Consider the following 21,807-nt stretch of genomic DNA (forward strand, 5'->3'; position numbering starts at 1 on the left):
TTCCGGCCTGTCCGCACCGGCTGCGGGGAGAACTGGTTCGAAGCGACGGATGGGTGAGCCGGTCTGAACGGGATGACCGAAGAAGCCGGCCGGCGACATCGATGGCGGAAATCGACCCCGGCTCACCGAGCGGCCTCACACCTGCTGGTCGCTCCCCGTGAGGCCCTCGTCCGTGATCGCGAACTGGACGGACTCACCCGCCGGCTTCGCCCGGTGTTTCTCGAGCGTCGCGCGCCGGTTCCCACCGCGGAAACGATCGATCCGGAGGATGGCACCGGTCCAGTGTTCCAGGGTGTTACCGCCGAGCGGGCGGGTTCGATCCGAGTCGGGATCGGTGAACACCTGGTTGGTGATCACGACGGCGATGTCGTGCTTGCGAGCGAGCGAGAGCAGGTGTGTCACCTGGCTGGTCACCTGCCGGAGTGCGTCACCGGCTTCGGCATCGCCGGCGCGTTCGAGGCGATAGAAACCGGTCGCGCTGTCGAGGACGATTAGGTCAGCCCGTTCGGCGAACTCCTCGACGTCGCGGACGGCTTCTGCCTGTTCGGCGAAATCGAGCGCGTCCTCGATGACGATCTGGGAGGCGATCGACTCCGCGTTCGCGATGTCGTCGGCGTCACCGTCGACACGGGCGGTGAGCAACTGTTCGAAGCGCTCGACCGAGAGCCCCTCAGTGTCGATGTACACCGCCGTGCCGCCGTCCGCAGCGGCCTCGACGGCGCCGGAGAGGGCGAGGTTCGTCTTTCCAGCCGCCGGTGGACCGTACAGTTGCGTGACGGCTCCGCGTTCGAACCCACCGCCCAGCAGGTCGTCGACCGGCGCACACCCCGTCGAGATCGCGGCGTCGTTCACACAGTGATATTCGCGAGCGGCCGCAAAAAGGTCCCGGAACGGTCGAGTTGCGGTGGCAATCGACGACCCGGCGACGCTGCCTACCGAAGGTTGACGCCGCGGGTCGAGAGAAACTCGGTCACGTCCTTGATCTCGACCGGACTCCCGATGATCCGGTAGTGCTCGTCGGACTCGGCGACGACGGTGACCGTGAACCGCTCGTCGAGCTGCACGTCCAGATCGTCGAGGGTGGCCCTCCGGATGACGATTTGCGTGCTGTCGCGCAGCATCGACGCACTGGGCATGTGTGAGGGTTTTCGAAGAGACCGTTTATACGTACCGAAAGCAGTTTCCAGTGGAAGCTACCCCAGGCGGCCGTCCGTGTACTGATCTGGCACTCGGTGCGCAGGCGTGCTCGTGAATGCGGTGTCGACGGCTCGGCGGGTCGGCCAGTCGTCGAAGGAGGACGACGGTCGGTCGGCCAGTTGTTGAAGAAGATGACGATCGGTCGGCCAGTTGGTGAAGAGGATGACGGTCGGTCGATCAGTCGACGAACGCGAACGACGAACGACCGACAATCGGCGCGAACGGGACGACTCGATACGGGCCGAAGGCCGCCGGCCGATCAGCATGGAAAGGGTTTTTCGAGCCGACCGGTTCCGTTGTGGTATATGGGGCTCGAGGAGGAGATCCGCGAGATCGAAGACGAAATCGCCAACACGCCCTACAACAAGTCGACGGAGGCCCACATCGGCCGGCTGAAGTCGAAGCTCGCGGAGAAAAAGGAGAAGTTCGAGAAACAGCAGTCCGGCTCCGGTGGCGGCGGAGGCTACTCGGTCGAGAAACACGGCGACGCGACCGTCGCGCTGGTCGGCTTCCCGAGCGTCGGGAAGTCCTCACTCCTGAACTCGCTGACCAACGCCGAGAGCGAGACCGGCTCCTACGAGTTCACCACGCTGGACGTCAACCCCGGGATGCTGAACCACCGCGGCGCCAACATCCAGTTGCTCGACGTCCCCGGGCTGATCGAGGGCGCGGCAACCGGCAAGGGTGACGGCAAGCAGGTGCTGGCCGTCGTCCGAAACGCCGACCTGATCGTCTTCGTCCTCTCGGTGTTCGAGATCGACCAGTACGACCGCCTCCAGGAGGAGCTGTACAACATCAACATCCGCGTCGACGAGGAACCGCCGCGAGTGACGGTCCGCCCGAAGATCAAAGACGGCATCAAGATCACCTCGAGCGCCGACCAGGAACTCGACGAGGAGACGATCAAGGACGTCCTGCGCGACCAGGGCTACGTCAACGCCGTGCTCAACCTCCAGGAGACCCTCACCATCGATCGGCTCATCGACGGCCTGATGGAAAACCGTGAGTACATCCCCTCGATCACCTGCGTGAACAAGGTCGATCTGATCGAACCCAACTACAAGGAAACCGTCGACGAGCAACTCAGCGAGCGCGACCTGGACCCCGAGGAAGTCACGTTCATCAGCGCGGAGGCGGAGAAAGGGCTGGACGTCCTCAAAGACCGCATCTGGGAGAAACTCGACCTCATTCGGGTCTACATGGACAAACCCGGCCGCGGCGTCGACTGGGAAGAACCGCTCGTCGTCGAACGGGGCACCACCATCGGCGAAGCCATCGAGAAACTCGGCGGCGAGATGGAGGAGCGATTTCGCTTCGCCCGCATCTCCGGGCCGAGCGCCACCCACGACGAACAGCAGGTCGGCACCGACCACGTCCTCGAAGACGAAGACGTCCTGAAACTCATTCTACGACGGTAATCGGCGGTTCACGCGGCCAACGGGACTTACTACACTGCCAGTGACACATACACTTATTATTCCTTACCTTGCTACTTCCAACCATGTCAGAATTTGGCGTCCTGTCGCTGGTCCCGCCATTACTGGCGATCGGACTGGCGATCATCACGCGAAAAGCGGTGTTGTCACTATTCCTGGGCATCTGGTCGGGGGCGGTCCTCTACGCCGGTGGACCGAGTCCGCTCGACGATCCTGTCGGCTGGCTCCGAAGCGTCGCCGCCGACGGCTTCGGGATCTTTACGACGTTCGACTGGATCGTCGCGGGGATCATCGCCGACGACGGGTTCTACGTGCAGATCCTCGTCTTCACGCTCCTGCTCGGCGCCGGCGTCTCGATGATCTGGAATCTCGGCGGCTCCTACGCCGTCCGCGACTGGGCGTTAGAGCGCATCGAGACCCAGCGCGGTGCGACGTTCGCGGCGTGGCTACTCGGGCTCGTGATGTTCTTCGACGACTACGCCAACACGGCCATCGTCGGTTCGACGATCAAGGACGTCTCCGACGAGTTGCACGTCTCGCGGGAGAAGCTCTCGTACATCGTCGATTCGACCGCCGCACCCGTCGCGACGCTCGCGATCTCCTCTTGGATCGCGTTTCAGTTGGGAGAGATCGAGAAAGCCTACGACGACCTCGGGCTTCAGGACGCGCCCGAGCCAATGGAGATCTTCCTCCAGTCGATTCCCTACAACATGTACGCCATCCTGGCGATCGTGATGGTGCTCATCATCGTCGTGACCGGTCGCGATTACGGTGAGATGCTCACCGCCGAGCACCGATCCCGTTCGACCGGGAAGGTGACCCGGGACGACGCCCAGCCGATGCAAGACGTCGAGGGCGATCTCGGCGACCCGCACGCGGAGAATCCGCGATTGGCGAGTTTCTTCACCCCCGTCGTCGTCCTGGCCGTCGTGACCCTGGGAACGGCCCTCTGGACCGGCCTGCCCGCCGAACCGTTATCCACGTTCATCGACAGACCGGGGGACACGGTGTTCAACGCGTTCATCGACGCAAGTTACGCCTCGGCGCTCGTCTACGGATCGTTCGCCATGGTGGTCTCTGGATTCGTCCTCGGGAAAGTATACGGTATCATGGACGCCGGCGAGTCGACCGGCGCCACGATCGAAGGGTTCGGACTCATGCTCACGGCCGTGTCGATCCTCGTCCTCGCCTGGGGAATCGGAACGGCCGTCACCGCACTCGATACCGGCGGCTACGTCTCCAATGTGATCGGCGAGTCGCTTCCCATCGAACTGCTCCCGGTCGTCGTTCTCGGAGCCGCCACGTTCATCGCCTTCTCGACCGGCACTGCGTGGGGGACGATGGCCATTCTGACGCCGATCGGAATCCCCGTCGCGTGGTCGATGGCCGGCGACCACACGATGGTCGCCGTGATCGTCGGCATGATCTTCTCCGGAGCGATCTTCGGCGACCACAGTTCGCCAATCTCGGACACGTCCGTGCTCTCGGCGACGTTCACCGGTGCAGATTTGATCGACCACGTCCGAACCCAGATACCGTACGCGCTGACGGTCGGGCTGGTCTCGGCACTGTTGATCACCGTCTGGGGATTCACCCGCATCACGCCGTTCATCCTGCTGCCGATCGGCGTCGTGCTCCTGACCGGCCTGGTCTACGGTCTCTCGGAGTTCGACGCGCGTCGAAAAGGTGTCGAACCGATCGCCGCTAACGGATCGGAATACGCCGGTGATCCGGTGACGCCCGGGTCGGAGTCTGACGTGTCTGCCGACGGCGGCTCCCAACCCGAGTAGACGCCGGTTCAGCGGAGCAATTCGGTGATCGCACGCGAATCGGCCTCCCTGCCGGCTTCCACACGTTTTTTCGCCACGACCGCGTACGCACGCCCATGGACGGCATCGTCGATCACACCATGATTCGCGTTTCGGACCTCGAAGAATCGCTCGAGTGGTACCAGACACACCTGGACTACGAAGAGAAAGACCGCCACGAGGGCGAGGACTTCACGCTCGTCTACCTCGGCCCCGAGGACATGCACGACGACGCCGCGTTGCTCGAGCTCACGCACAACCACGGGACGGACGAGGTCGAGATCGGTGACGCGTGGGGCCACATTGCGGTGCGGGTTCCCGAAGGCGAACTCGAAGCCTACTACGAGCAGCTGATGGACGAGGGCGTCGCGGACTACCGCGATCCGGAGTCCTGCGGCGGTCACTACGCCTTCGTCAAGGACCCCGACGGCCACGAGGTCGAGATCGTCCAGCGTTCTCCCGACGAGGGCGCGCTGTGGTCGATCGACCACACCATGATCCGCGTCGAGGACGCCGACGATGCACTCGGCTTCTGGACTCGCAAGTTCGAGTACGACGAGGTCGGCCGCTGGGAGGCCGACTCCTTCGCGAACTACTTCCTCGAACCCCGAAACGCCGCCGACGAGGCCATGGCCGTCGAACTTACCTACAACTACGACGGGCGTTCCTACACGCAGGGTGACGGCTGGGGCCACCTCTGTGTGCGCGTCGACGACCTCCAGGACGACTGGGACAAGCTGCAGACGCGCGAGGCCGACGACTACCGCGAGCCAGCCGACTGCGACCACCTGTACGCGTTCACCCGCGACCAGGACGGCCACGAGATCGAACTGCTCGAACGCGATCCGGCGGCCGACTCGCTGTTCCCGTTCTGACGCCGCGTTCCGCGATCGGCTATAAAAGCGTGTGAAGCGCTCGATTCCGTTACTCGATGATCGATTCGGCGACGCTTCGGAGCGCGTCCTCGTCGGCGGTGCCGCTGACGGTGTAGGTCAGGTCGTCGGTCGTCCACCTGATGGACGTCGACGTGATGTTCAGCAGTTCGGTGCTCGTTTTCGTCGCCTCGACGTCTCCGATCGTGATCGTCTCGCCGCCGAGTCCGCCCATGGCATCACCCGACGCTTCGGTAGCGGTGACCGTGAGGCGACCGTCAGCTCCGTCCGTGTACCTGAGGGAGGCCGACCAGCCCTGGAGGTTCTGCATCGTCACCGAACTGTTGAGCGTGTACGCCTCGGGCACGGTCGGCTCCGTCAGGTCGAACGGCACGACCTCGTCGGCAGATTTCACGTCGTCGTGGGTCTCCGTCGGCAGTTCGTCGAAGTCGAGTACCTCGGCGTCCTCGGGCGGATCGAATGTGAACCGATCGTCAGAGAGCTCCGCGTCCGGGTCGAACTCCTCGTAGGTCATCGTCATCGTGACCCCCGATTGGCCCGGCATCTCCATCTCCTGTTTCAGCGGGTAGTAGGTCTCGTCGTCGATCCACAGCGTCATCTCACCGGGCAACAGGCCCGACTCGTTGCCGGTGAGTTCGACCTTCGTGACCGACCGATCGGCGACGGTGTCGGTGCCGACACGCTCGGCCTCCATCCCGTCGAAGGCGACGTCGTTCAGCTGCTCACCGAACTCCACCATCTCCTCGGGGCCGAATCCCATATCCATCCGGACGGCTCGGTTCGCGTCCTCGTCGTACATCCAGGTGGTCGACCCGTCGAGAACCATCACGTCCGGCGCGCCCAGTCCCTCGTCGGCGTCGACGACTTCCATGCGCATCTCGCCGGCGGACCGCTGCCAGACCTCGTAGGTGACCGATTGTGTCTCCGTGCCGTCACTCATCGACGTCGTCATGGTTGCGTGAAGTGGGCCGGACGAGGCGTTGAGCGACTGCGATCGCTCGACGAGTTCGGCCGCTTCGAGTGATTCGGATTCCGGTTCGGTCTCGCTCCCGTCGTCCGGGGAAAACGGCCCCAGACAGCCCGCAGAGAGCAGGAGGGCAGCGACTGTACAGACTAGCAGTGTTCGTCGGAAGACCATTGTCGTCACATAACAGTTCTAACTCGTCGTGTGAAAATTGTTTCTCTTCACTACAGATCCCAATGGTGGTTGATGACACGAACCGGTGAAAGGAACCGGAACTCGTTCCGAGTTGACGGCTGAACGCGGCAGGACCGACGACGAAACGGTCCTTTTAGTCGTCCGCCGCGGCGGCTTCGGTTTCGGGTGCGGACTCGCGTTCCAGTTCCTCCAGATACTCGTCGGCGTCGATGGCGGCTTTCGAACCCATCCCGGCGGCCGTCACGGCCTGCTGGTAGTGGTAATCGACGACGTCGCCAGCGCCGAAGATGCCGGGCACCCCGGTTCTGGTTTGTCCAGCGCCGTCACCACCCTCGGTGATGAGGTAGCCCTCGTCGTCGGTCTCGATGCCAGTGCCAGCGAGGTAGTCGGTGTTTGGTGTGTGGCCGATGGCGAAGAAGACGGCGCCGACGTCGAAGTCGAACTCGTCGGTGTCCGGGTCGTCCAGTTTCTCCGTCGGGTGGCCCTCGGGATGCTCGACCAGTGTGACGTGGTCGACACCGTCTTCCTGCGAGCCGTGGATCTCGGTCAGTTCCGTATTCGTCATGATCTCGATGTCGCCGGCGTCGACCTGCTCCTGGACACGATCGATCCAGTAGTCTTCCGCGCGGAAGCCCTCGCGACGGTGGACCAGGTAGACCGTGTCGGCAAATTTCGTGAGGAAGGTCGCTTCCTCCATGGCCGCGTCGCCGCCGCCGACGACGAGCATGTCCTCGCCGCGGAAGAAGGCACCGTCGCAGGTCGCACACGTCGAGAGCCCGTAACCCATGAGTTCGTCCTCACCGGGAATCCCCAGGGTACGCGCGCTGGCTCCCGACGCGGCGATGATCGCGTCCGCCGTGTAGACGTCACCGTTCGTGAGTTCGACGCGGAACGGCCGATCGCTCGCGTCCACCGATTCGACGATCCCGTTTCGCGTCTCGGCGCCGAACTGGCGGGCCTGTTCTTTCATGTTGTTCACCAGTTCGGTTCCGTTGATGCCGTCCGGGAAACCCGGGTAGTTCGCGACGTCGGTCGTCAGGGTGAGCTGGCCGCCGGGTTCGTCGCCCTCGATGACCAGCGGCTCGTTGTTCGATCGGGCGGCGTAGATCGCCGCAGTGAGTCCGGCGATACCCGTCCCAGTGATGACGAGCCGTCGGTGTTCGAGCACCTCGCCTTCGTCGCTCCCGCCGTCGGTCACCAGCCCGAGTTTCTCGTCGAGTTCGCCCGTCTCTTCGAGCGCGCTCGTCTCGTCCCAGCCGCCGACGAGCTCGTCGTCGACGAATACTTCGGGTGCGGTCTGCCGGCCGTCGGCCCGTTCGACCATCTCCTCGAACAGTTCGTCGTCGCCGGTCACGTTGTACGTCTCGTACTCGACTCCCTTCTCATCGAAGAGATCCATCGCCTTCACGCAGTAGGGACACGCCTCCTTCGTGTAAATCTCGACTCGGGCGCTCTCGCTCATGGCCACGTATAGGAGGACGGATCCTAAACGCCTTGCGTTCGGTCCGAAATGGCGTCCGAAACGGGAGGAGTTGCGTTTGGAACGGAAGTGGCTGCGGTTGGAACGGGAGGGGCTGGCGCCTGGAGAGATTTTGTGCACCCATGCGTCGCCCTAACCCGACGGGCTTACGGCCCAGACTGTCGAGTACTCTCGTATGGCCGCTGACCTCGCGGAGAAGACGGATCGCTACGAGGGGCTGCTCGCGGAGGCGCTGGACGCCGCGACGATCGCACCACCGCCGGGGACACCGATGGAAGCTGCCGCGGCCGAGTGCCGGGAGATGGCCGACTCCTACCTCGAGGACGGCCGGCACTTCCGTGACGACGACGATCTGGTCAACGCACTGGCGGCGTTTTCCTACGGGCACGCCTGGCTCGATGCCGGTGCGCGCATCGGGCTCTTCGACGTTCCGACCGAGGGACACCTCTTTACCGTCTGAGTGAACTCGCCGCCGAGACCATCACGATCGATCGTCGTATATACGAAAACTACTTAACCAAATCGGAGAGTTACTTATATAGTAGTCGAAACCTTTAAGTCGCTTTCGCCCTTACCATATGTTAGCTGAGGTGACCGGGTTTCTTCTGGATTCCCCACCCGGGAGCACCGAGTAACGCACCCGATCTACGATGACAGAAACACGAATCAGAACCTACACGGACGAAACGACGCGGGAGGAAGAGACCGAACGGGGCGAGGAGCAAGAACGCTGTCCCGAATGCGGCGGGCAACTCGTCTCCGACGAAGAACACGCCGAGACCGTCTGTACCGATTGCGGACTGGTCGTCGAGGAAGACGAGATCGATCGCGGCCCAGAGTGGCGCGCGTTCGACAGCGCCGAGCGAGACCAGAAGTCCCGCGTGGGCGCCCCGACGACGAATATGATGCACGACCAGGGCCTGTCGACCAACATCGGCTGGCAGAACAAGGACGCCTACGGCAAGTCGCTGTCGAGCCGACAGCGCCAGAAGATGCAGCGCCTGCGCACCTGGAACGAGCGCTTCCGTACCCGCGACTCCAAGGAGCGCAACCTGAAGCAGGCCCTCGGTGAGATCGACCGAATGGCCAGCGCGCTCGGCCTGCCGGAAAACGTCCGCGAGACCGCGTCGGTCATCTACCGCCGCGCGCTCGAGGAGGACCTCCTCCCCGGACGCTCCATCGAGGGCGTCGCCACGTCGTCGCTGTACGCCGCCGCCCGACAGGCCGGCACGCCGCGCAGCCTCGACGAGATCTCGCAGGTAAGCCGCGTCGACCGCATGGAACTGACACGAACCTACCGGTACATCGTCCGCGAGCTCTCCCTCGAGGTAAAGCCCGCCGATCCGGAACACTACGTACCCCGGTTCATCAGCGATCTGGACCTCTCGGAGGAGACCGAACGGACCTCGCGCGAGCTACTCGAGTCGGCCCGCGGTGACGGTGTCCACTCGGGCAAGAGTCCGGTCGGACTCGCCGCTGCAGCGGTCTACGCCGCGGCCTTGCTCACGAACGAGAAGGTAACCCAGAACGAGGTCAGCGAAGTGGCGAACATCTCAGAAGTGACGATCCGCAACCGGTACAAGGAGCTCCTCGAAGCCTCTGAAATGGCCGCACCGGCCTGATCACGGCCGCTGGACGAGCACACGCCGATCGGGGACGAACCAGTTAGGTGACGACAACGTTTTTGGGTAGTGGTGTGTACTAGCGTGACATGGACGAGACGAGCGTGCAATTACTCTGTCCGGAGTGTACCAAAGACTGGCAGCAAGCGCCGACGGATCTCCCCGCCCCCGCAGACCTCTTTCACTGTCCGAACTGTCACGCGAGCAGGCGAACAGCCGAATTTACTCGCACGGATCGAGACCTGCAAACGCTGAAGACCCTGGGCTGACGCGCATCACCAGCTCCGGCCCGGCCCACCTCGACACGCCGAGTTGCGCATCGGTGACAGAGATGAGCGGGGCGACGAACGCTGCCATAGACACTATCTGGAGCGTGTGGGTCACGAGCACCGCAGCGTTCGACCGGATCGAGACGAGTGAAGGGTGGAGAAATCCGTCGTGACCTGTAATAAATACCGCATTACCACGTCGTCGTCCGGCGATACGAGGGCGGTAGGGAGAGCCGAAAAACAGCAGAGAGTCGTGACAGTAATTCGCGAGAGACAGAGAAGCGTGGTAACGAGCCTCAGGATAATAATATAACCCTGCAGTTGGTAGACTGGGATGGTTATGAAGAAGCAGGAACTCATTCACCTTCACGGGCTTCTTGCCGAGGTATCGAACCAGTGCCGAGCCTGGGACGACTGTACGATCGACCTCTCGACATACGAGTCACTCGGGATTCGGCCGACATCGATCCACAAATCGAAAACTGACCACAAGGACGCTGTTTTTGCGATTGCGAACGGAATTACGGAGAATATGACCGAATCGGAAGAGACCGAAACGGTCGCTGCGACTGCGGATTAAGCACTTCCTGCGGCGTCTCGGCCAGACACGACAGTGACGACGCTGGGTCCGAACACGGTCGTGAGCCGTTCTACGGTTCGAGAATCAAAGCGTCGTTCGAATGTAATCGAGTGCAGATACGAACGCGGTAGGGACCAAATACCGACGTGATCGATCGACGGGAGTCAGTCGAGTAACTCGTCGAACTCCGGAAGCACGTCGTCATCGTCTTCGTCCGACGAGGTCGACGGCTCGCTCTCACTCGCGTTCGTCGTCTGGTCAGACTCCGTCGACTCGGCGTCCGCCGACGACTCGTCCGACTCGGATTCGTCGGGGAGCTCCTTGACGACGAGTACCTCTAACGGAATGTTCTCGAGTCGCTGGCCGATCTCCTTGCGGGCGATGCGAGCGGCGTGTTCGTCGCGTTCGACGTTGAACACGGTCATCTCGAGTTCGAGTGCGACGAGGGCTTCGTCGGCGGCGATAAACGCCGGGGGCAACTCCTCCCCCGAGGGAGTGGTTCGCTCGCCCATGGAGATTTCGACGTAGTTCAGGTCAGGGTTCAACAGTTCTCCCGTCTTCGAAATCGCGATCCGAATCGCTTCATCCGGTGTCTCCACGTCGAACACCGGCACGGCAGCCTCGACGACGACCCTGCAATCCATACCTCGGTATTCGGTCGCATGCAGTATGAAGGTTCGCCTGATTGTCGACTGTCGCTACGGACTGGCAGTCCGCGGGCGCCCATCGCGAACGGGTCGTCGGCGTCTCGAAAGGCAAAAGCCGGTCGCGCCGCTCTGAGCAGTCGATGGAAACCGGGACGATTCCGCACACTGAACTCGACGGCGGGATCGACTGTTATCTCACGATCGAGAGCGGCCAGACCTACCGCTGGACGCGCAGCGACGACAAGCTGTACGCCGGCAACCGGGCCCCGGAGGCCTGGTACGAACTCGCCATCGACGGCGAAGTCGTCCGCGCCAGGTCGACCGACGCCGGTCTCGAGTGGGAGTCGACGACCGACGCCGAACCGATACTGCGACGCCGACTCCGGCTCGACGACGACCTTCCAGCGATCGTCGCCGACGCGCCCGACGACACGCTCGTCGAAGATGCCTACGCAGCCCACCAGGGCCTGCGGCTGGTGACGGATCCGCCGTTCGACACGCTGATCGCATTCATCTGTTCGGCACAGATGCGCGTCGAACGGATCAACGAGATGGTGACGACGCTCTCGACGGAGTACGGAACCCCGATCGAGTTCGACGGTCGGACCTACCACGACTTCCCGACGCCGGACCAACTCGCCGCGGCGACAGAGTCCGAGTTGCGCGACCTCGGACTGGGCTACCGCGCGCCCTACGTGGTCGAAACGGCACGCATGGTCGCCGACGGGGAAGGCCATCCCGAAGACGCACGGGATCTCCCCTACGAGGAAGCGCGCGAATACCTCACCCGGTTCGTCGGCGTCGGCGAGAAGGTCGCCGACTGCATCTGCCTCTTCGCCCTCGAGTTCGACGAGGCGGTGCCACTCGACACCTGGATTCGCAAGGCCATCGCCACGTACTACCCCGACTGCGATCACGGTTCCTACGCCGAGACCTCGCGAGCCATCCGTGAGCGGTTCGGCGGCGCGTACGCCGGGTACGTTCAAACCTACGTGTTTCACCACCTTCGGACCGGTGAAGCGACCGTGGACTGATCGCAGTGTGACCGAACGGCCGGATGGGAACTCGACGCTCACCCAGTCCTCACTCGCACATTCGGTCTCTCTCTCTCTCCCTTCACCCAACTCACCCAAAATCAGCAAGTGCCGTCTGATCCCGCTTCAACGGCCGGGCGGTGTACCCGTATTCTGTCGCGAGAACGTCGGCGAACTGCTCGTCGAACCCGTGCTGCGTGTACACCAGCTCCGGATCGATCGACCGCACCGTCTCTATCAGTTCGTCGAAATCACAGTGATCGGTCAGCGGGAAGGTGACGTCGTAGTCGCCACGATACAGGAACGAGTCCTCGACCGCCCAACCGGAGAAGCCAGCCTTCAGCGCTCCCGTCTCGTCGGCGATCGCATCGATCCAGTCACGACGGGACTGGTTCGAGGGAACGACGACGATCTCGTCGGTGAGGGCCGCCGGTTGCAGCTCCGATATCGAACCGGCGTCGACGGATTCGCCAGCGAACCCGATGTCCGTCGAGGATTCGATCGCCCGGTTGACCTCGTCGATCGTCCGCGAGACGAGGATTCGCCGATCCGTCGCCTCGGCGGCCAGCCACTGCAATTTCTGGGCGCGACCGAGCGAATAGCCAAAGAGGAACAACGGCTGATCGGGGTGGTCCCGGATCCAGTCGTGGATCGACGCTTCGAGCTCGGCCTGGTCGGGAAACCGGTAGCGCGGGTGGCCGTAGGTGGTCTCCATCACCAGGACGTCGACGTCGAGGGCCGCCGGATCGAATCCCTCGAGGTAGGCCCGGTCCCGGGTCGAGAAGTCGCCGGTGTAGCAGTACCGGGTCCCGCCTGCGGCCTCGATGACGGCCGCTCGCGACCCGACGACGTGCCCTGCCGGAACCAGCTCGACGCCCGGCGCAGCGGAAACCGAGTCGAACTCGACGCCCGTCCGGGCGGTCGCAATCGCCGCCGTCTCGGCCGAACAGACGACCGTCCCGGGACTCGAACTGAACGTGTGGTCGGCGTGGGCGTGGCTCACGACGTTGACGTCGCCTGCGGTGGTGCGGGCGTCGGCGACGACGTGGCGATCGAGGTCGAAGTGGATCCCGTCCCGGTGCGTGACGCGGCGTGACACTGGCCAGCGTAGGGGCTGGATCGATGTCGGCCTGTCGGTCGCGAGTCGTCAGTCGATCGTACGTTCGTAGCGGATCCGTTCGACCTCGAACCGATTGTCGAAGGCCGTGTCGTACTGCTCGAACCCGAACGATTCGTAGAAACTGCGGGCCCGTTCGTTCGTGGCAAAGACGGTCAGTTCCAGCGAGCGTGCCCCACGGTCGACTGCTGTCCGTTCGAGTCGTTCGAGCAGTCTCGTTCCGATTCCCTGCCCGTAGTGGGCCGGATGGACGTAGATCCGGTAGACGTGATATCGTTCCTCGTCGCCGTCGTCCGGAACCCCTTCGATGAACCCCCCACGACATCGTCGGATATCGTGGCGACGAACAGCGGCCGATCGTCGGGGAGGATGTCGTCTCGGACGAGCCGATCCGGATCGAACCACGAATCGACGGTCGACTGGACCGTCTCGGCACCCATGATCTCGTCGTACGCCTCGTGCCACGATTGACGGGCGACGCGTTGGATGGCCGCAGCATCTCCTTCGGTCGCGTCGCGAAGCGTTACGTCAGACATACTGGACGATTCACAGCCTGATGACATTGTAGTTGCGGGCCGGGTGGACCTCGATCACTGGTATATTAGGATCCACCCATCACAGGACTACCTATGGCCGATCGGACTCGCGCACACGTGTTCGTCAGCGGCACGGTCCAGGGCGTCTACTACCGGGCGACTACCCGTGACACCGCCAGGGAGCGAGGCGTCGACGGCTGGGTGAGAAACCTGGACGACGGCCGCGTCGAGGCCGTCTTCGAGGGTCCCGAGGACGCCGTCGAGGGAATTGTCGAGTGGTGCCACGAGGGCAGCCCCGCCGCCGACGTCGACGACGTGACGGTCGAGTACGGGGAGCCGCAGGGCGAGGATGGGTTCGAGATCGAGTACTGAGCCACCGGCGGTGCCGGATTGTCGTCAGTACCCGGTCGGCACCGTGATCAATCGTCCACGGTCCGATACCGGTCGAGCCACGGCGGTTCGTCGGTGTGGGCCCACTCCGCCCACTCGGCCTTCTCCCCGGCGTAGTACGCCCGATAGGCCGCGACCGGATCGTCGGGGTCGCGGTAGTCCGCCGGCATGGCCTGCGGTTTCGGCGTCGGCGCCGATCGCGGAAAGTCGATCGCGTCGGGGTCGATCCGATCGATGACCGCCCAGCTGGCGTGGTCGTCCTCGTGATCGTACCGCGCTTTGAACTCCGCGTTGAGAGCTTCGGCGTGGTCGCGCAATTCCAGCCAGTTGGCCCGCGACTCGGTCGCCCACCTGGTCACCGGGTGGTCGGTGTGGGTCGCCCGGTACAGAAAATCCCGTTCGTACCCGTTCTGGCGAGCCGCGGTGCAGAGGACCTGCGCCGCCTCGAGGAGCATCTTGTTGACGTGCTGGTCGCAGTGGTACCGGGCGGCCAGCTCGGGCGACTCGTCCAGCCAGAAGACGTTCACGTTCCAACGTAGCCGTTCTGCGGTCGAAAGCGTTTCGTCCGGACTGCCGGTCGAACCGCCCGCCTCCGTCCCACACGTTTTTCGCCACGTCGGCCGAACCGGCGGGTATGATCACCGGCAGACGGATGGCCGCCGTCGACGAAAACGCCGCGGCCCTGGGCGTCTCACAGGCCCAGTTGATGGAATCCAGCGGTAACGCGGTCGCCCGGCTCGTGCGCGAGGTCGCCCCGTCGGACGCGACGGTCGTGGTGGTCGCCGGTCGCGGGAACAACGGCGGAGACGGATTCGTCGCCGCCCGATTTCTCGAAGACCGTGAGTCGATGGGCGAGTCGACCATCGAGCACGTCGAGACTCACCTCCTGGGGCGAGCCGACCGGATCGGGACCGACGTCGCCCGACGGAACTGGAAGGCGCTCGTCGCGGCCGACGCAGACGTACACGAGGTGCGAGATTCGACCGCCATCTCCCTCCCCGAAGCCGACGTCATCGTCGACGCCATGCTCGGGACCGGAATCAGCGGGGCGTTACGAGAACCCGCGGCGACGGCCGCCGCCGCGATAGCCGCGTCGGACGCAACGGTCGTCTCGGTCGACGTTCCCTCCGGCTTCGATGCGACCGACCCTGACGCCAACGCGAACCCGATCGGGGCCGACTACGTCGTCACGTTTCACGACACGAAACCGGGCCTCCCCGAACTCGACGCCGACTGTCGGGTCGCGGACATCGGCATCCCGGCCGCAGCCGAGCGGTTCGTCGGGCCCGGCGACGTCGGTCTCGCGCAGCCAGCGTCGCGAACCGGTCGGGCCTACGTCGTCGGCGGCGGGCCGTACACCGGCGCTCCGGCGCTCGCCGCCCAGGCGGCCCTGCGAGCCGGGATGGAACTCTCGTTCGTCGCAGCCCCCACCGGGGTCGCAGACGAGATTCAGGGCTACGCCGCAGACCTCATCGTCCAGCCTTACGACGGCGACCGGCTAACACCCGACCACGTCGACGAGCTCGTCGAAACGGCCGAACGGTACGACGACGTGGTCGTCCTCGGCCCCGGCCTCGGCAGTGCCGACGAAAGTCTCGCGGCAGCCCGGCAGTTCCTCGAAGCCTACACCGGCCCTGCAGTCGTCGACGCGGAAGCGCTCTCGGTCGTGCCCGAGCTCGAGACAGAGGCGACGCTCGTCTGTACGCCGAACGCCCGCGAACTCGAACGGATGGGCGGCCCGGCTGTCGACGAGCTTCGTAGCGGCCGCGCCGAAATGGAGGCCGTCACCGACGAAATCGAGGCGTTCGCCGCGGACCTCGGCCACGTCGTGCTCGTGAAGGGCGTCGACGACGTGATTTCGGACGGCGAACGGACCCGGATCGCGCGCGTCGGCGTCCCCGGCATGGCCGTCGGCGGCACCGGAGATCTGCTCGCCGGGATCACCGCCGGGCTGCTCGAACACGCCGACCCGTTCGAGGCGGCCTCCGCAGCGGCATACGTCAACGGCCGCGCCGGCGAGGTCCTCGCCGATCGGTGGGGCGCCGGCGACGGACTCGGAATCACGGCCTCTGACCTGCTGACCGAGATTCCCGGCGTCCTGTGGGGTGAGAGTGATGACTGACGGCGAGAAAGACACTGCCCACCACGCCGCGGACGCCGCCGCGACGGAGGACCTCACTCACACGACGGGCGAGGGAGAGGTCCAGATGGTCGATGTGGGCGGAAAACCGGATTCGAAGCGACGGGCCGTCGCCACTGGACGGATCCGACTTCGACCGTCCACCGTCGAGGCGATTCGGGCGGACGACGTCGATAAGGGCGACGTGCTCGCGACCGCGCGCATTGGGGCGGTACAGGCCGTCAAACACACCTGGGAGACGATCCCTATGTGCCACCAGATTCCGATCACGAACGTGGAGACGGATATCGACCTGGCCGACGACACCGCTACGCTCACCGTCGCCGTGGAGACGACCGGCACGACCGGCTGCGAGATGGAGGCTCTCCAGGGCGTGACGACCGGACTGACCGTCGTCTGGGACATGGTCAAGGCCGCCGAGAAAGACGAAGACGGGCAGTACCCGGAGGCGCGGATCGAGGACGTCCGCGTCGTCGAGAAACAGAAAGTGCGGGTCGACCGGGACTGACGAGGGTCGAACCGCGAGAGCGAACCGTGTCGTGGATAGGGTCGTCGCGATGGGCGTCCCCGCAGAGGACCACTGCCCGCCCGATCTCCGCTGTCTCTGTGTTCATGCAGACGACCGTCGCCAGGGATACACCCGCTCCTTCGGCTGACGGCAGAATCGTCGGTGGGCAGAAGGTACTTTTTCGCCCACACGTAACGACGGGCATGACAGACGTGGATCCGGACGCCGACACGGGAGCGGGTGGCGACGAAGCGCTGCCAACAACGGCCGGCACGGTCGACGACTCCGTCCACGTCACCGAACCGAGTGAGGCGTTTCAGGCGCTGGGAAACGACGTTCGCACGGGAATTCTCCGGACGATTCGCGATCGGACCGAGGACGAAGCCAACGCGGGTCGGGTCTCGTTCTCGACACTCTTCGAGGCCGCGGACGTCGACACGACGGCCGGGTTCGCCTATCACATCGACGAACTGGTCGGACCGTACCTCTCGAAGACGGAAGAGGGGTATGCGCTGACCGCGACCGGCAGGCGCGCCGCCCGCGCCATCGAATCCGGCACGTACACGCATCAGGTCGACCGCCAGGCGGTCGCCGTCGACGATCCGTGCCCGTTCTGTGGCGCCCAGGAACTCGCCGCCGCCGTCGACGACAACGAAGTGGCCATCACCTGTGAGGCGTGTGAGCGGTCGATCCTCCGGATGGACTTTCCGCCGGCAGGCCTCGAGGCACACGATGACGACCTCCCCGCCGCGTTCGATCGCCACCACCGACACCGCATCGCCCACCTCAGTGACGGCGTCTGTCCCGAATGTGGCGGCCCCGTCGAGTCGCGTCTCGACGTGGTCCGGCCCGACCCTGGCGACGAGAAGGCCCGCGAGTCCGTCCCGGACCCGGTGCAGGCGTCGTTCACCTGTGCGGCGTGTGGATACGGACTCCGCTGTCCCGTCGCGCTGACGCTGCTCGATCACCCCGAACTCGTGTCGTTCTACCACGACCACGACGAGTCGATCGACCAGCGACCGATCTGGAACGTCGGGCGCGAGTGGACCGAGACGCCGCTGTCGCACGAGCCGATGGCCGTCCGTGTGGCAGTCACGCTGGACGACGAGACCGTCGAGTGCTACGTAGACGGCGAGTGTACCGTCGTCGCCACTCGACGAGTGGGTGCGGAGGTGGCCGACGCCGAAGAAAGTGGGTGCGAATCGACGACGGCAGCGACGGCGGACACAGCCCCCGAAGCCGACGTCGCATAAGGAAGCCAACGTCGCGTAAACACTGCGACGAACCCGCAGCCTGGGTTCGTCGTGAGAACCGCTACGACGCCGTCTCCCTGAGAACCGTCTCGATTTCGTCCGTCGACCGGGTCGTCACCGTCGGCCCCGGTTCGATCGTTAGGCACTCGTAGGCGTCCGGGTCGGGCTCGTCGTCGTCCACAGCGAGCCCGTCGAGCGCCGTGGGTACGGCGTCGTCGACCGTGGTTTCGATGTCCGCAGTCGCCGGGTCGAGTGCGGACTCGAACGTTTCTCTGATCGTCGTCGAGCCCTCGCCGATCCCGACGGCACGCCAGCCGTACGGCGTCCCGCTCGGGTCGAGTTCGAAGAGCTGACCGACCGAGCCGGCGGCGGACTGTGCCGTCGATTCCCCAGCATCATTCGGGTCGATGCCCGCGATCAGGAGCGCCGTTCCGTAGGGGCGGGTTCCCCCGGTCTGCGTAGACTCCTGGATGTGGTCTGCGAGGGACGTCGTCACCGATTCGACGGGCGCTGGCTCCCCGTACTGGAGACGGTGGCGCTGAGCGGCGACCCGGGCGCGGTCGACGAGCTGACGCGCGTCGGCGGCGTGGCCCGCCGAAGCGATCGAGATGTGATCGTCGATTCGGTGGAGCTTCGCCACCGAGTCCGGTTCGAGCAGCGGCGAGGCGCGTCGCTTTCTGGCAGCGAGGACGACGCCGTCGGCCACGCGAACGCCGACGGCGGGTGATCCGCGTTCGACCGCCTCCCGGGCGTACTCGACCTGGTAGAGGCGACCATCCGGCGAGAAGATTGTCTGACCGCGGTCGTAGGCCTGCCTGCGAGTGTCGTCCATCTCAGGCCACCTCCTCGTCCGCAGTTTCGGGAGCCGGGCTCGCTCCATCCGCTCCAGCAAGCGCCTCGCGGCCGAGGGCGTTCGTCCGGCGCTCGGAGAGGCCCTCGTCGGTGATCGTCGTGATCGTCATCCCGTCCCCGCTGGCGACGTCCCGTTCGGCGGCGGCTGCGAGGGCGTCGGCGGCAAGTGGTTGCAGGTCGGACACCGGCCGATCCGGTTCGTACGCGCCTTCGAGGGCGCCGTAGGCCAGTTGCATCCCGCTGCCGCTTGCCGCGTACGCGTCACGCATGACACCGCCACCGCCGTCGATCCAGTAGACGGCCGACTCGTCGACCCCGCCGAGCAAGAGGCCGATCGAGCGGAACTGTCCGGTGCGGATCAGTCGCCCCGTTACCGTCGCGAGTGCGTCCGTCGGCATCGGCCGCCCGTGATCGAGTTCGTAAAGTTGGCGTTCGGTTCGCAACTGATCGACCACCGACTGCGCGTCGCTGACACCGCCGGAAAAGGCGACGGCGGCCCGCTCACCGATCGGTTCGACCTTCCGCGCCGACCGATTGGTCACGAAGCGCCCACCCAGACTCACGCGAGCGTCCGCACCGAGAACGACCCCGTCGTCGCCACCGAGAGCGACGATCGTCGTCCCCGTGGAGAATTCGTTCGCCGACTCGTGCGCTGTCCCTGCGGGACTTTCACCCGATTGTTCGATCATACCTGCAGGAAGACTCCGCACCCGTTATATGTTAGCTAAAATATATTTTAGCCGGCCGCAGGAACGAACGATCGTGGCGAGTCCTCAAGTGGCAGTAGCGGCCGACGCCCCGACGTACGAGGGTCAGTGGGTCTAAGTACGTGCTCGCGCAACCCAGTCGCATGACGCTGTTCGGGACCGCGGGAATCCGCGGACCGGTCGCGACCGAGGTTACGCCCACACTCGCCCTCTCGGTCGGCCAGGCCGTCGGGCGAACGATCGACGGCACGGCCGACTCCGAAGGAAGATCCGACTCGCCGATCGTCGTGCTCGGGTACGACGGGCGGGAGACGAGCGAGCCCCTTGCCGCAGCAATGGCCGCAGGACTCGCGAGCGCCGGAGCGAGGGTTCGGCGAGTCGGCCAGGTTCCAACGCCAGCACTTGCGTCCGCGTCGCAGGGCCGATTCGGCGTGATGATCACCGCGAGCCACAATCCGCCGACCGACAACGGGATCAAGCTCTTCGACGACGGCGTCGAGTTCGATCGCGACGCCGAACGCGAGATCGAGGCCACCGTGGCGACCGCTGAGACGGCAGCCTGGGATCGGTGGGGGACGATCGAACGCGCCGAGGTCCTCTCGTCCTACCGTGAGGCCGTCTGTGCCTACGTCCGCGACCAGTTCGGCGGGCACGGCCGATCGCCTGACGCCGGGTCAGCGCAGACCGACGCACGACCGCTCGCCGGCCTGTCGATCGCGGTCGACTGTGGAAGCGGCGTCGGCGGAGAGGCCACCCCACAGGTTCTCGATCGCCTCGGTGCCGCCGTGACCGCGCTCAATGCGAACGTCGACGGCCACTTCCCGGCCAGAGAGAGCAAACCGACGCCGGAAACCCTGTCCGACCTGCGGGCGTTCCTCGCCGACGGCGACTTCGACCTCGGCCTCGCTCACGACGGGGACGCAGACCGCCTCGTCGTCTGCGGTCCGGACGGCGACGTCGTCCACGAGGACACGGTCCTCGCCGTCGTCGCAGCCCACTACGTCGAGGCGTCGAGCGCTGGCGACCCCGTCGTCGTGACGACACCGAACGCCTCGGCACGGATCGACGAACTGGTGGGCGCTGCCGGCGGCCGCGTCGAGCGCGTGCACCTGGGCGCGCTCCACGAGGGGATCGCTCGCGTCCGCGCCGGGGCGGACGAGGAGACGGCCGTCGTCTTCGCGGCCGAACCCTGGAAGCACATCCATCCGGCGTTCGGCGGCTGGATCGACGGCGTCGCGAGCGCCGCCGTCGTCGCCTCGCTCGTCGCCGCGGCCGGCGACGTCGCGACCCTGCGCCAGCCCGTGACCGAGCGACCGTACCGGAAGGTGAGCGTTCCCTGTCCGGACGACGCGAAGACGAACGCGATGGCGCGCCTCGAATCGAGCCTCCCCGACGCGTTTCCCGAGGGGACGGTCGAAACGGAGTACGGCATCAGAATCGAGTTGCCCGACGCTTCGTGGGTACTCGTCAGACCGAGCGGGACGGAGCCCTACGTGCGGCTGTACGCCGAAAGCGACGAGGTCGACGAACTCGTGGCCGTGGTCCGAGACGCGATCGAAACGGCCGTCGAAGACTGAGGACGACGACCGGTCACCCAGTCAATATTGATTCCTGTGGGAGAAGCCTGACATCACCGACTCACAGTCTCGAATCGTCACACCACTATCCGACCCACACAGTCACCCATGGCAACCGACTACGTCATCTCCAGTCCTGATCGCGATGCCGACAGCCCCCACAGTTCCGAGTGGCCGAAAGAACTCAGGCTCTCCTTTGAGGACGAAGAGATCAGCCTCTTGCAGGACAAGGGACACAGGCTTGGTGGTGCCTTCTATGACTTCGAGGAGTTCCGGGTCGCGGAGTGGACCGAATCCATCGAAGCCGGTGCTGGCGAGTGGCTCCTCGCGGAACTCTCAAGCTACGAGTCACTGACTGCGATCGAGGAGACGGGCTTCGTCCGTCGCTTTATAAAGAAGATGTGTCAGAAATATAGTGAGAGGAGAATGACGCGATTGCGAAGACAGCGGCAACCACATATAGACTCCCCTCTAACATTGGAGGAAAAGTAACCCACCCCATATTTACAGCCACGATCAATGAAATACATATCCAAGCCAATAGAAGTAATACCCACCCGTACAATTCGTTTGAATCCGAGACAGAGATAATAGAATGTACT

At 64.7% G+C, this 21,807-nt stretch carries 25 protein-coding genes; 14 read left to right on the plus strand and 11 right to left on the minus strand.

Going from position 1 to position 21,807, the window contains the following annotated elements; translation table 11 throughout:
- Window positions 1-135: 135 nt before the first annotated feature.
- Window positions 136-852 carry a DNA repair and recombination protein RadB gene (gene radB / locus HALRU_RS10370; protein WP_015301340.1) on the minus strand — a complete coding sequence of 239 codons (717 nt, stop codon included), beginning with the start codon at window positions 850-852 and terminating at the stop codon, window positions 136-138.
- Between the two features lie 80 nt (window positions 853-932).
- Window positions 933-1,136: a VNG_1110C family protein gene (locus tag HALRU_RS10375; protein ID WP_015301341.1), complete on the minus strand. Its 204-nt coding sequence runs from the start codon at window positions 1,134-1,136 to the stop codon at window positions 933-935.
- 366 nt (window positions 1,137-1,502) lie between these two features.
- Here HALRU_RS10375 and HALRU_RS10380 point away from each other — a divergent pair, with 366 nt between their 5' ends.
- From HALRU_RS10380 to HALRU_RS10390, 3 genes are all read left to right on the plus strand, one after another.
- The gene (locus HALRU_RS10380) at window positions 1,503-2,615 is read left to right on the plus strand and encodes an OBG GTPase family GTP-binding protein (RefSeq protein WP_015301342.1); all 1,113 of its coding nucleotides are present in this window, start codon (window positions 1,503-1,505) and stop codon (window positions 2,613-2,615) included.
- 83 nt (window positions 2,616-2,698) lie between these two features.
- Window positions 2,699-4,423 (plus strand): Na+/H+ antiporter NhaC family protein, encoded by a 1,725-nt coding sequence (locus tag HALRU_RS10385; protein WP_015301343.1) that lies wholly within the window; start codon window positions 2,699-2,701, stop codon window positions 4,421-4,423.
- A 95-nt stretch (window positions 4,424-4,518) separates the two neighbouring features.
- On the plus strand, window positions 4,519-5,316 hold the full coding sequence (locus HALRU_RS10390; protein WP_015301344.1) for a VOC family protein: 798 nt from the start codon (window positions 4,519-4,521) through the stop codon (window positions 5,314-5,316).
- Window positions 5,317-5,365: 49 nt separating this feature from the next.
- On the opposite strand, the gene HALRU_RS10395 is transcribed toward HALRU_RS10390, so the two are convergent.
- On the minus strand, window positions 5,366-6,472 hold the full coding sequence (locus tag HALRU_RS10395) for an outer membrane lipoprotein-sorting protein (RefSeq protein ID WP_015301345.1): 1,107 nt from the start codon (window positions 6,470-6,472) through the stop codon (window positions 5,366-5,368).
- Window positions 6,473-6,626: 154 nt separating this feature from the next.
- Window positions 6,627-7,955 carry an FAD-dependent oxidoreductase gene (locus tag HALRU_RS10400; RefSeq protein WP_015301346.1) on the minus strand — a complete coding sequence of 443 codons (1,329 nt, stop codon included), beginning with the start codon at window positions 7,953-7,955 and terminating at the stop codon, window positions 6,627-6,629.
- Between the two features lie 193 nt (window positions 7,956-8,148).
- Between HALRU_RS10400 and HALRU_RS10405 the strand changes: the two genes are divergently transcribed.
- The 4 genes from HALRU_RS10405 (at window position 8,149) to HALRU_RS10420 (ending at window position 10,444) form a co-directional block, all read left to right on the plus strand.
- A complete protein-coding gene (locus tag HALRU_RS10405; protein WP_015301347.1) occupies window positions 8,149-8,433 on the plus strand; it encodes a DUF357 domain-containing protein in 285 nt (94 codons plus the stop codon).
- A gap of 190 nt (window positions 8,434-8,623) precedes the next feature.
- On the plus strand, window positions 8,624-9,595 hold the full coding sequence (locus HALRU_RS10410; protein ID WP_015301348.1) for a transcription initiation factor IIB: 972 nt from the start codon (window positions 8,624-8,626) through the stop codon (window positions 9,593-9,595).
- An 89-nt stretch (window positions 9,596-9,684) separates the two neighbouring features.
- Entirely contained in the window at window positions 9,685-9,864 is a 180-nt protein-coding gene (locus HALRU_RS10415; protein ID WP_015301349.1) for a DUF7836 family putative zinc-binding protein, read from the plus strand.
- A gap of 340 nt (window positions 9,865-10,204) precedes the next feature.
- Window positions 10,205-10,444: a UPF0058 family protein gene (locus HALRU_RS10420; RefSeq protein WP_007703697.1), complete on the plus strand. Its 240-nt coding sequence runs from the start codon at window positions 10,205-10,207 to the stop codon at window positions 10,442-10,444.
- 164 nt (window positions 10,445-10,608) lie between these two features.
- Here the strand turns inward: HALRU_RS10420 and HALRU_RS10425 are convergent, their stop codons facing one another.
- Complete coding sequence (locus tag HALRU_RS10425) at window positions 10,609-11,088, minus strand: DUF555 domain-containing protein (RefSeq protein ID WP_015301351.1); 480 nt, start codon at window positions 11,086-11,088, stop codon at window positions 10,609-10,611.
- A gap of 143 nt (window positions 11,089-11,231) precedes the next feature.
- Here HALRU_RS10425 and HALRU_RS10430 point away from each other — a divergent pair, with 143 nt between their 5' ends.
- On the plus strand, window positions 11,232-12,125 hold the full coding sequence (locus HALRU_RS10430) for a DNA-3-methyladenine glycosylase family protein (RefSeq protein WP_015301352.1): 894 nt from the start codon (window positions 11,232-11,234) through the stop codon (window positions 12,123-12,125).
- Between the two features lie 91 nt (window positions 12,126-12,216).
- Here the strand turns inward: HALRU_RS10430 and HALRU_RS10435 are convergent, their stop codons facing one another.
- The 3 genes from HALRU_RS10435 to HALRU_RS10440 are packed head-to-tail and all read right to left on the minus strand — an operon-like array spanning window position 12,217 to window position 13,778.
- Entirely contained in the window at window positions 12,217-13,224 is a 1,008-nt protein-coding gene (locus HALRU_RS10435; RefSeq protein WP_015301353.1) for a hypothetical protein, read from the minus strand.
- Between the two features lie 48 nt (window positions 13,225-13,272).
- The gene (locus HALRU_RS16270) at window positions 13,273-13,500 is read right to left on the minus strand and encodes a GNAT family N-acetyltransferase (RefSeq protein WP_394294998.1); all 228 of its coding nucleotides are present in this window, start codon (window positions 13,498-13,500) and stop codon (window positions 13,273-13,275) included.
- Window positions 13,398-13,778, minus strand: a complete 381-nt coding sequence (locus tag HALRU_RS10440; RefSeq protein WP_245547741.1) for a hypothetical protein — start codon at window positions 13,776-13,778, stop codon at window positions 13,398-13,400. Before HALRU_RS10440 ends, HALRU_RS16270 begins: the two co-directional genes overlap by 103 nt.
- A gap of 93 nt (window positions 13,779-13,871) precedes the next feature.
- Between HALRU_RS10440 and HALRU_RS10445 the strand changes: the two genes are divergently transcribed.
- A complete protein-coding gene (locus HALRU_RS10445) occupies window positions 13,872-14,150 on the plus strand; it encodes an acylphosphatase (RefSeq protein WP_015301354.1) in 279 nt (92 codons plus the stop codon).
- A gap of 47 nt (window positions 14,151-14,197) precedes the next feature.
- Here HALRU_RS10445 and HALRU_RS10450 read toward each other — a convergent pair whose 3' ends face one another.
- On the minus strand, window positions 14,198-14,695 hold the full coding sequence (locus tag HALRU_RS10450) for a hypothetical protein (RefSeq protein WP_015301355.1): 498 nt from the start codon (window positions 14,693-14,695) through the stop codon (window positions 14,198-14,200).
- 107 nt (window positions 14,696-14,802) lie between these two features.
- On the opposite strand from HALRU_RS10450, the gene HALRU_RS10455 reads away from it, so the two are divergent.
- From HALRU_RS10455 to HALRU_RS10465, 3 genes are all read left to right on the plus strand, one after another.
- Window positions 14,803-16,290, plus strand: coding sequence for a bifunctional ADP-dependent NAD(P)H-hydrate dehydratase/NAD(P)H-hydrate epimerase (locus HALRU_RS10455; protein WP_015301356.1), 1,488 nt, complete (start codon window positions 14,803-14,805; stop codon window positions 16,288-16,290).
- Complete coding sequence (moaC, locus tag HALRU_RS10460) at window positions 16,283-16,816, plus strand: cyclic pyranopterin monophosphate synthase MoaC (protein ID WP_015301357.1); 534 nt, start codon at window positions 16,283-16,285, stop codon at window positions 16,814-16,816. Before HALRU_RS10455 ends, moaC begins: the two co-directional genes overlap by 8 nt.
- A 203-nt stretch (window positions 16,817-17,019) precedes the next feature.
- Window positions 17,020-18,069 (plus strand): DUF7351 domain-containing protein, encoded by a 1,050-nt coding sequence (locus HALRU_RS10465; protein ID WP_015301358.1) that lies wholly within the window; start codon window positions 17,020-17,022, stop codon window positions 18,067-18,069.
- Window positions 18,070-18,130: 61 nt separating this feature from the next.
- Here HALRU_RS10465 and HALRU_RS10470 read toward each other — a convergent pair whose 3' ends face one another.
- Together HALRU_RS10470 and HALRU_RS10475 are read right to left on the minus strand one after the other, a co-directional pair.
- A complete protein-coding gene (locus HALRU_RS10470) occupies window positions 18,131-18,901 on the minus strand; it encodes an archaeal proteasome endopeptidase complex subunit alpha (RefSeq protein WP_015301359.1) in 771 nt (256 codons plus the stop codon).
- Between the two features lies 1 nt (window position 18,902).
- Window positions 18,903-19,610 (minus strand): 20S proteasome subunit (alpha or beta), encoded by a 708-nt coding sequence (locus HALRU_RS10475; protein ID WP_015301360.1) that lies wholly within the window; start codon window positions 19,608-19,610, stop codon window positions 18,903-18,905.
- A gap of 161 nt (window positions 19,611-19,771) precedes the next feature.
- Between HALRU_RS10475 and HALRU_RS10480 the strand changes: the two genes are divergently transcribed.
- Both HALRU_RS10480 and HALRU_RS10485 read left to right on the plus strand, forming a co-directional pair.
- Window positions 19,772-21,205, plus strand: a complete 1,434-nt coding sequence (locus tag HALRU_RS10480) for a phosphomannomutase (protein WP_015301361.1) — start codon at window positions 19,772-19,774, stop codon at window positions 21,203-21,205.
- 108 nt (window positions 21,206-21,313) lie between these two features.
- The gene (locus HALRU_RS10485) at window positions 21,314-21,697 is read left to right on the plus strand and encodes a hypothetical protein (RefSeq protein WP_015301362.1); all 384 of its coding nucleotides are present in this window, start codon (window positions 21,314-21,316) and stop codon (window positions 21,695-21,697) included.
- Window positions 21,698-21,807 lie beyond the last annotated feature (110 nt).

The sequence above is a fragment of the Halovivax ruber XH-70 genome (assembly GCF_000328525.1).
GTDB lineage: Archaea > Halobacteriota > Halobacteria > Halobacteriales > Natrialbaceae > Halovivax > Halovivax ruber.

Bases quoted from the DNA above. Each gene is read 5' to 3' on its own strand.
- HALRU_RS10390 (WP_015301344.1), top strand. From the start codon at position 4,519: ATGGACGGCATCGTCGATCACACCATGATTCGCGTTTCGGACCTCGAA.
- HALRU_RS10425 (WP_015301351.1), bottom strand. From the start codon at position 11,088: ATGGATTGCAGGGTCGTCGTCGAGGCTGCCGTGCCGGTGTTCGACGTG.
- HALRU_RS10420 (WP_007703697.1), top strand. From the start codon at position 10,205: ATGAAGAAGCAGGAACTCATTCACCTTCACGGGCTTCTTGCCGAGGTA.
- HALRU_RS10410 (WP_015301348.1), top strand. From the start codon at position 8,624: ATGACAGAAACACGAATCAGAACCTACACGGACGAAACGACGCGGGAG.
- HALRU_RS10385 (WP_015301343.1), top strand. From the start codon at position 2,699: ATGTCAGAATTTGGCGTCCTGTCGCTGGTCCCGCCATTACTGGCGATC.
- moaC (WP_015301357.1), top strand. From the start codon at position 16,283: ATGACTGACGGCGAGAAAGACACTGCCCACCACGCCGCGGACGCCGCC.
- HALRU_RS10375 (WP_015301341.1), bottom strand. From the start codon at position 1,136: ATGCCCAGTGCGTCGATGCTGCGCGACAGCACGCAAATCGTCATCCGG.
- HALRU_RS10430 (WP_015301352.1), top strand. From the start codon at position 11,232: ATGGAAACCGGGACGATTCCGCACACTGAACTCGACGGCGGGATCGAC.
- HALRU_RS10440 (WP_245547741.1), bottom strand. From the start codon at position 13,778: ATGTCTGACGTAACGCTTCGCGACGCGACCGAAGGAGATGCTGCGGCC.
- HALRU_RS10400 (WP_015301346.1), bottom strand. From the start codon at position 7,955: ATGAGCGAGAGCGCCCGAGTCGAGATTTACACGAAGGAGGCGTGTCCC.
- HALRU_RS10445 (WP_015301354.1), top strand. From the start codon at position 13,872: ATGGCCGATCGGACTCGCGCACACGTGTTCGTCAGCGGCACGGTCCAG.
- HALRU_RS10405 (WP_015301347.1), top strand. From the start codon at position 8,149: ATGGCCGCTGACCTCGCGGAGAAGACGGATCGCTACGAGGGGCTGCTC.
- HALRU_RS10465 (WP_015301358.1), top strand. From the start codon at position 17,020: ATGACAGACGTGGATCCGGACGCCGACACGGGAGCGGGTGGCGACGAA.
- HALRU_RS10470 (WP_015301359.1), bottom strand. From the start codon at position 18,901: ATGGACGACACTCGCAGGCAGGCCTACGACCGCGGTCAGACAATCTTC.
- HALRU_RS10475 (WP_015301360.1), bottom strand. From the start codon at position 19,610: ATGATCGAACAATCGGGTGAAAGTCCCGCAGGGACAGCGCACGAGTCG.
- HALRU_RS10380 (WP_015301342.1), top strand. From the start codon at position 1,503: ATGGGGCTCGAGGAGGAGATCCGCGAGATCGAAGACGAAATCGCCAAC.
- HALRU_RS10415 (WP_015301349.1), top strand. From the start codon at position 9,685: ATGGACGAGACGAGCGTGCAATTACTCTGTCCGGAGTGTACCAAAGAC.
- HALRU_RS10395 (WP_015301345.1), bottom strand. From the start codon at position 6,472: ATGGTCTTCCGACGAACACTGCTAGTCTGTACAGTCGCTGCCCTCCTG.
- HALRU_RS10455 (WP_015301356.1), top strand. From the start codon at position 14,803: ATGATCACCGGCAGACGGATGGCCGCCGTCGACGAAAACGCCGCGGCC.
- HALRU_RS10480 (WP_015301361.1), top strand. From the start codon at position 19,772: ATGACGCTGTTCGGGACCGCGGGAATCCGCGGACCGGTCGCGACCGAG.
- HALRU_RS10485 (WP_015301362.1), top strand. From the start codon at position 21,314: ATGGCAACCGACTACGTCATCTCCAGTCCTGATCGCGATGCCGACAGC.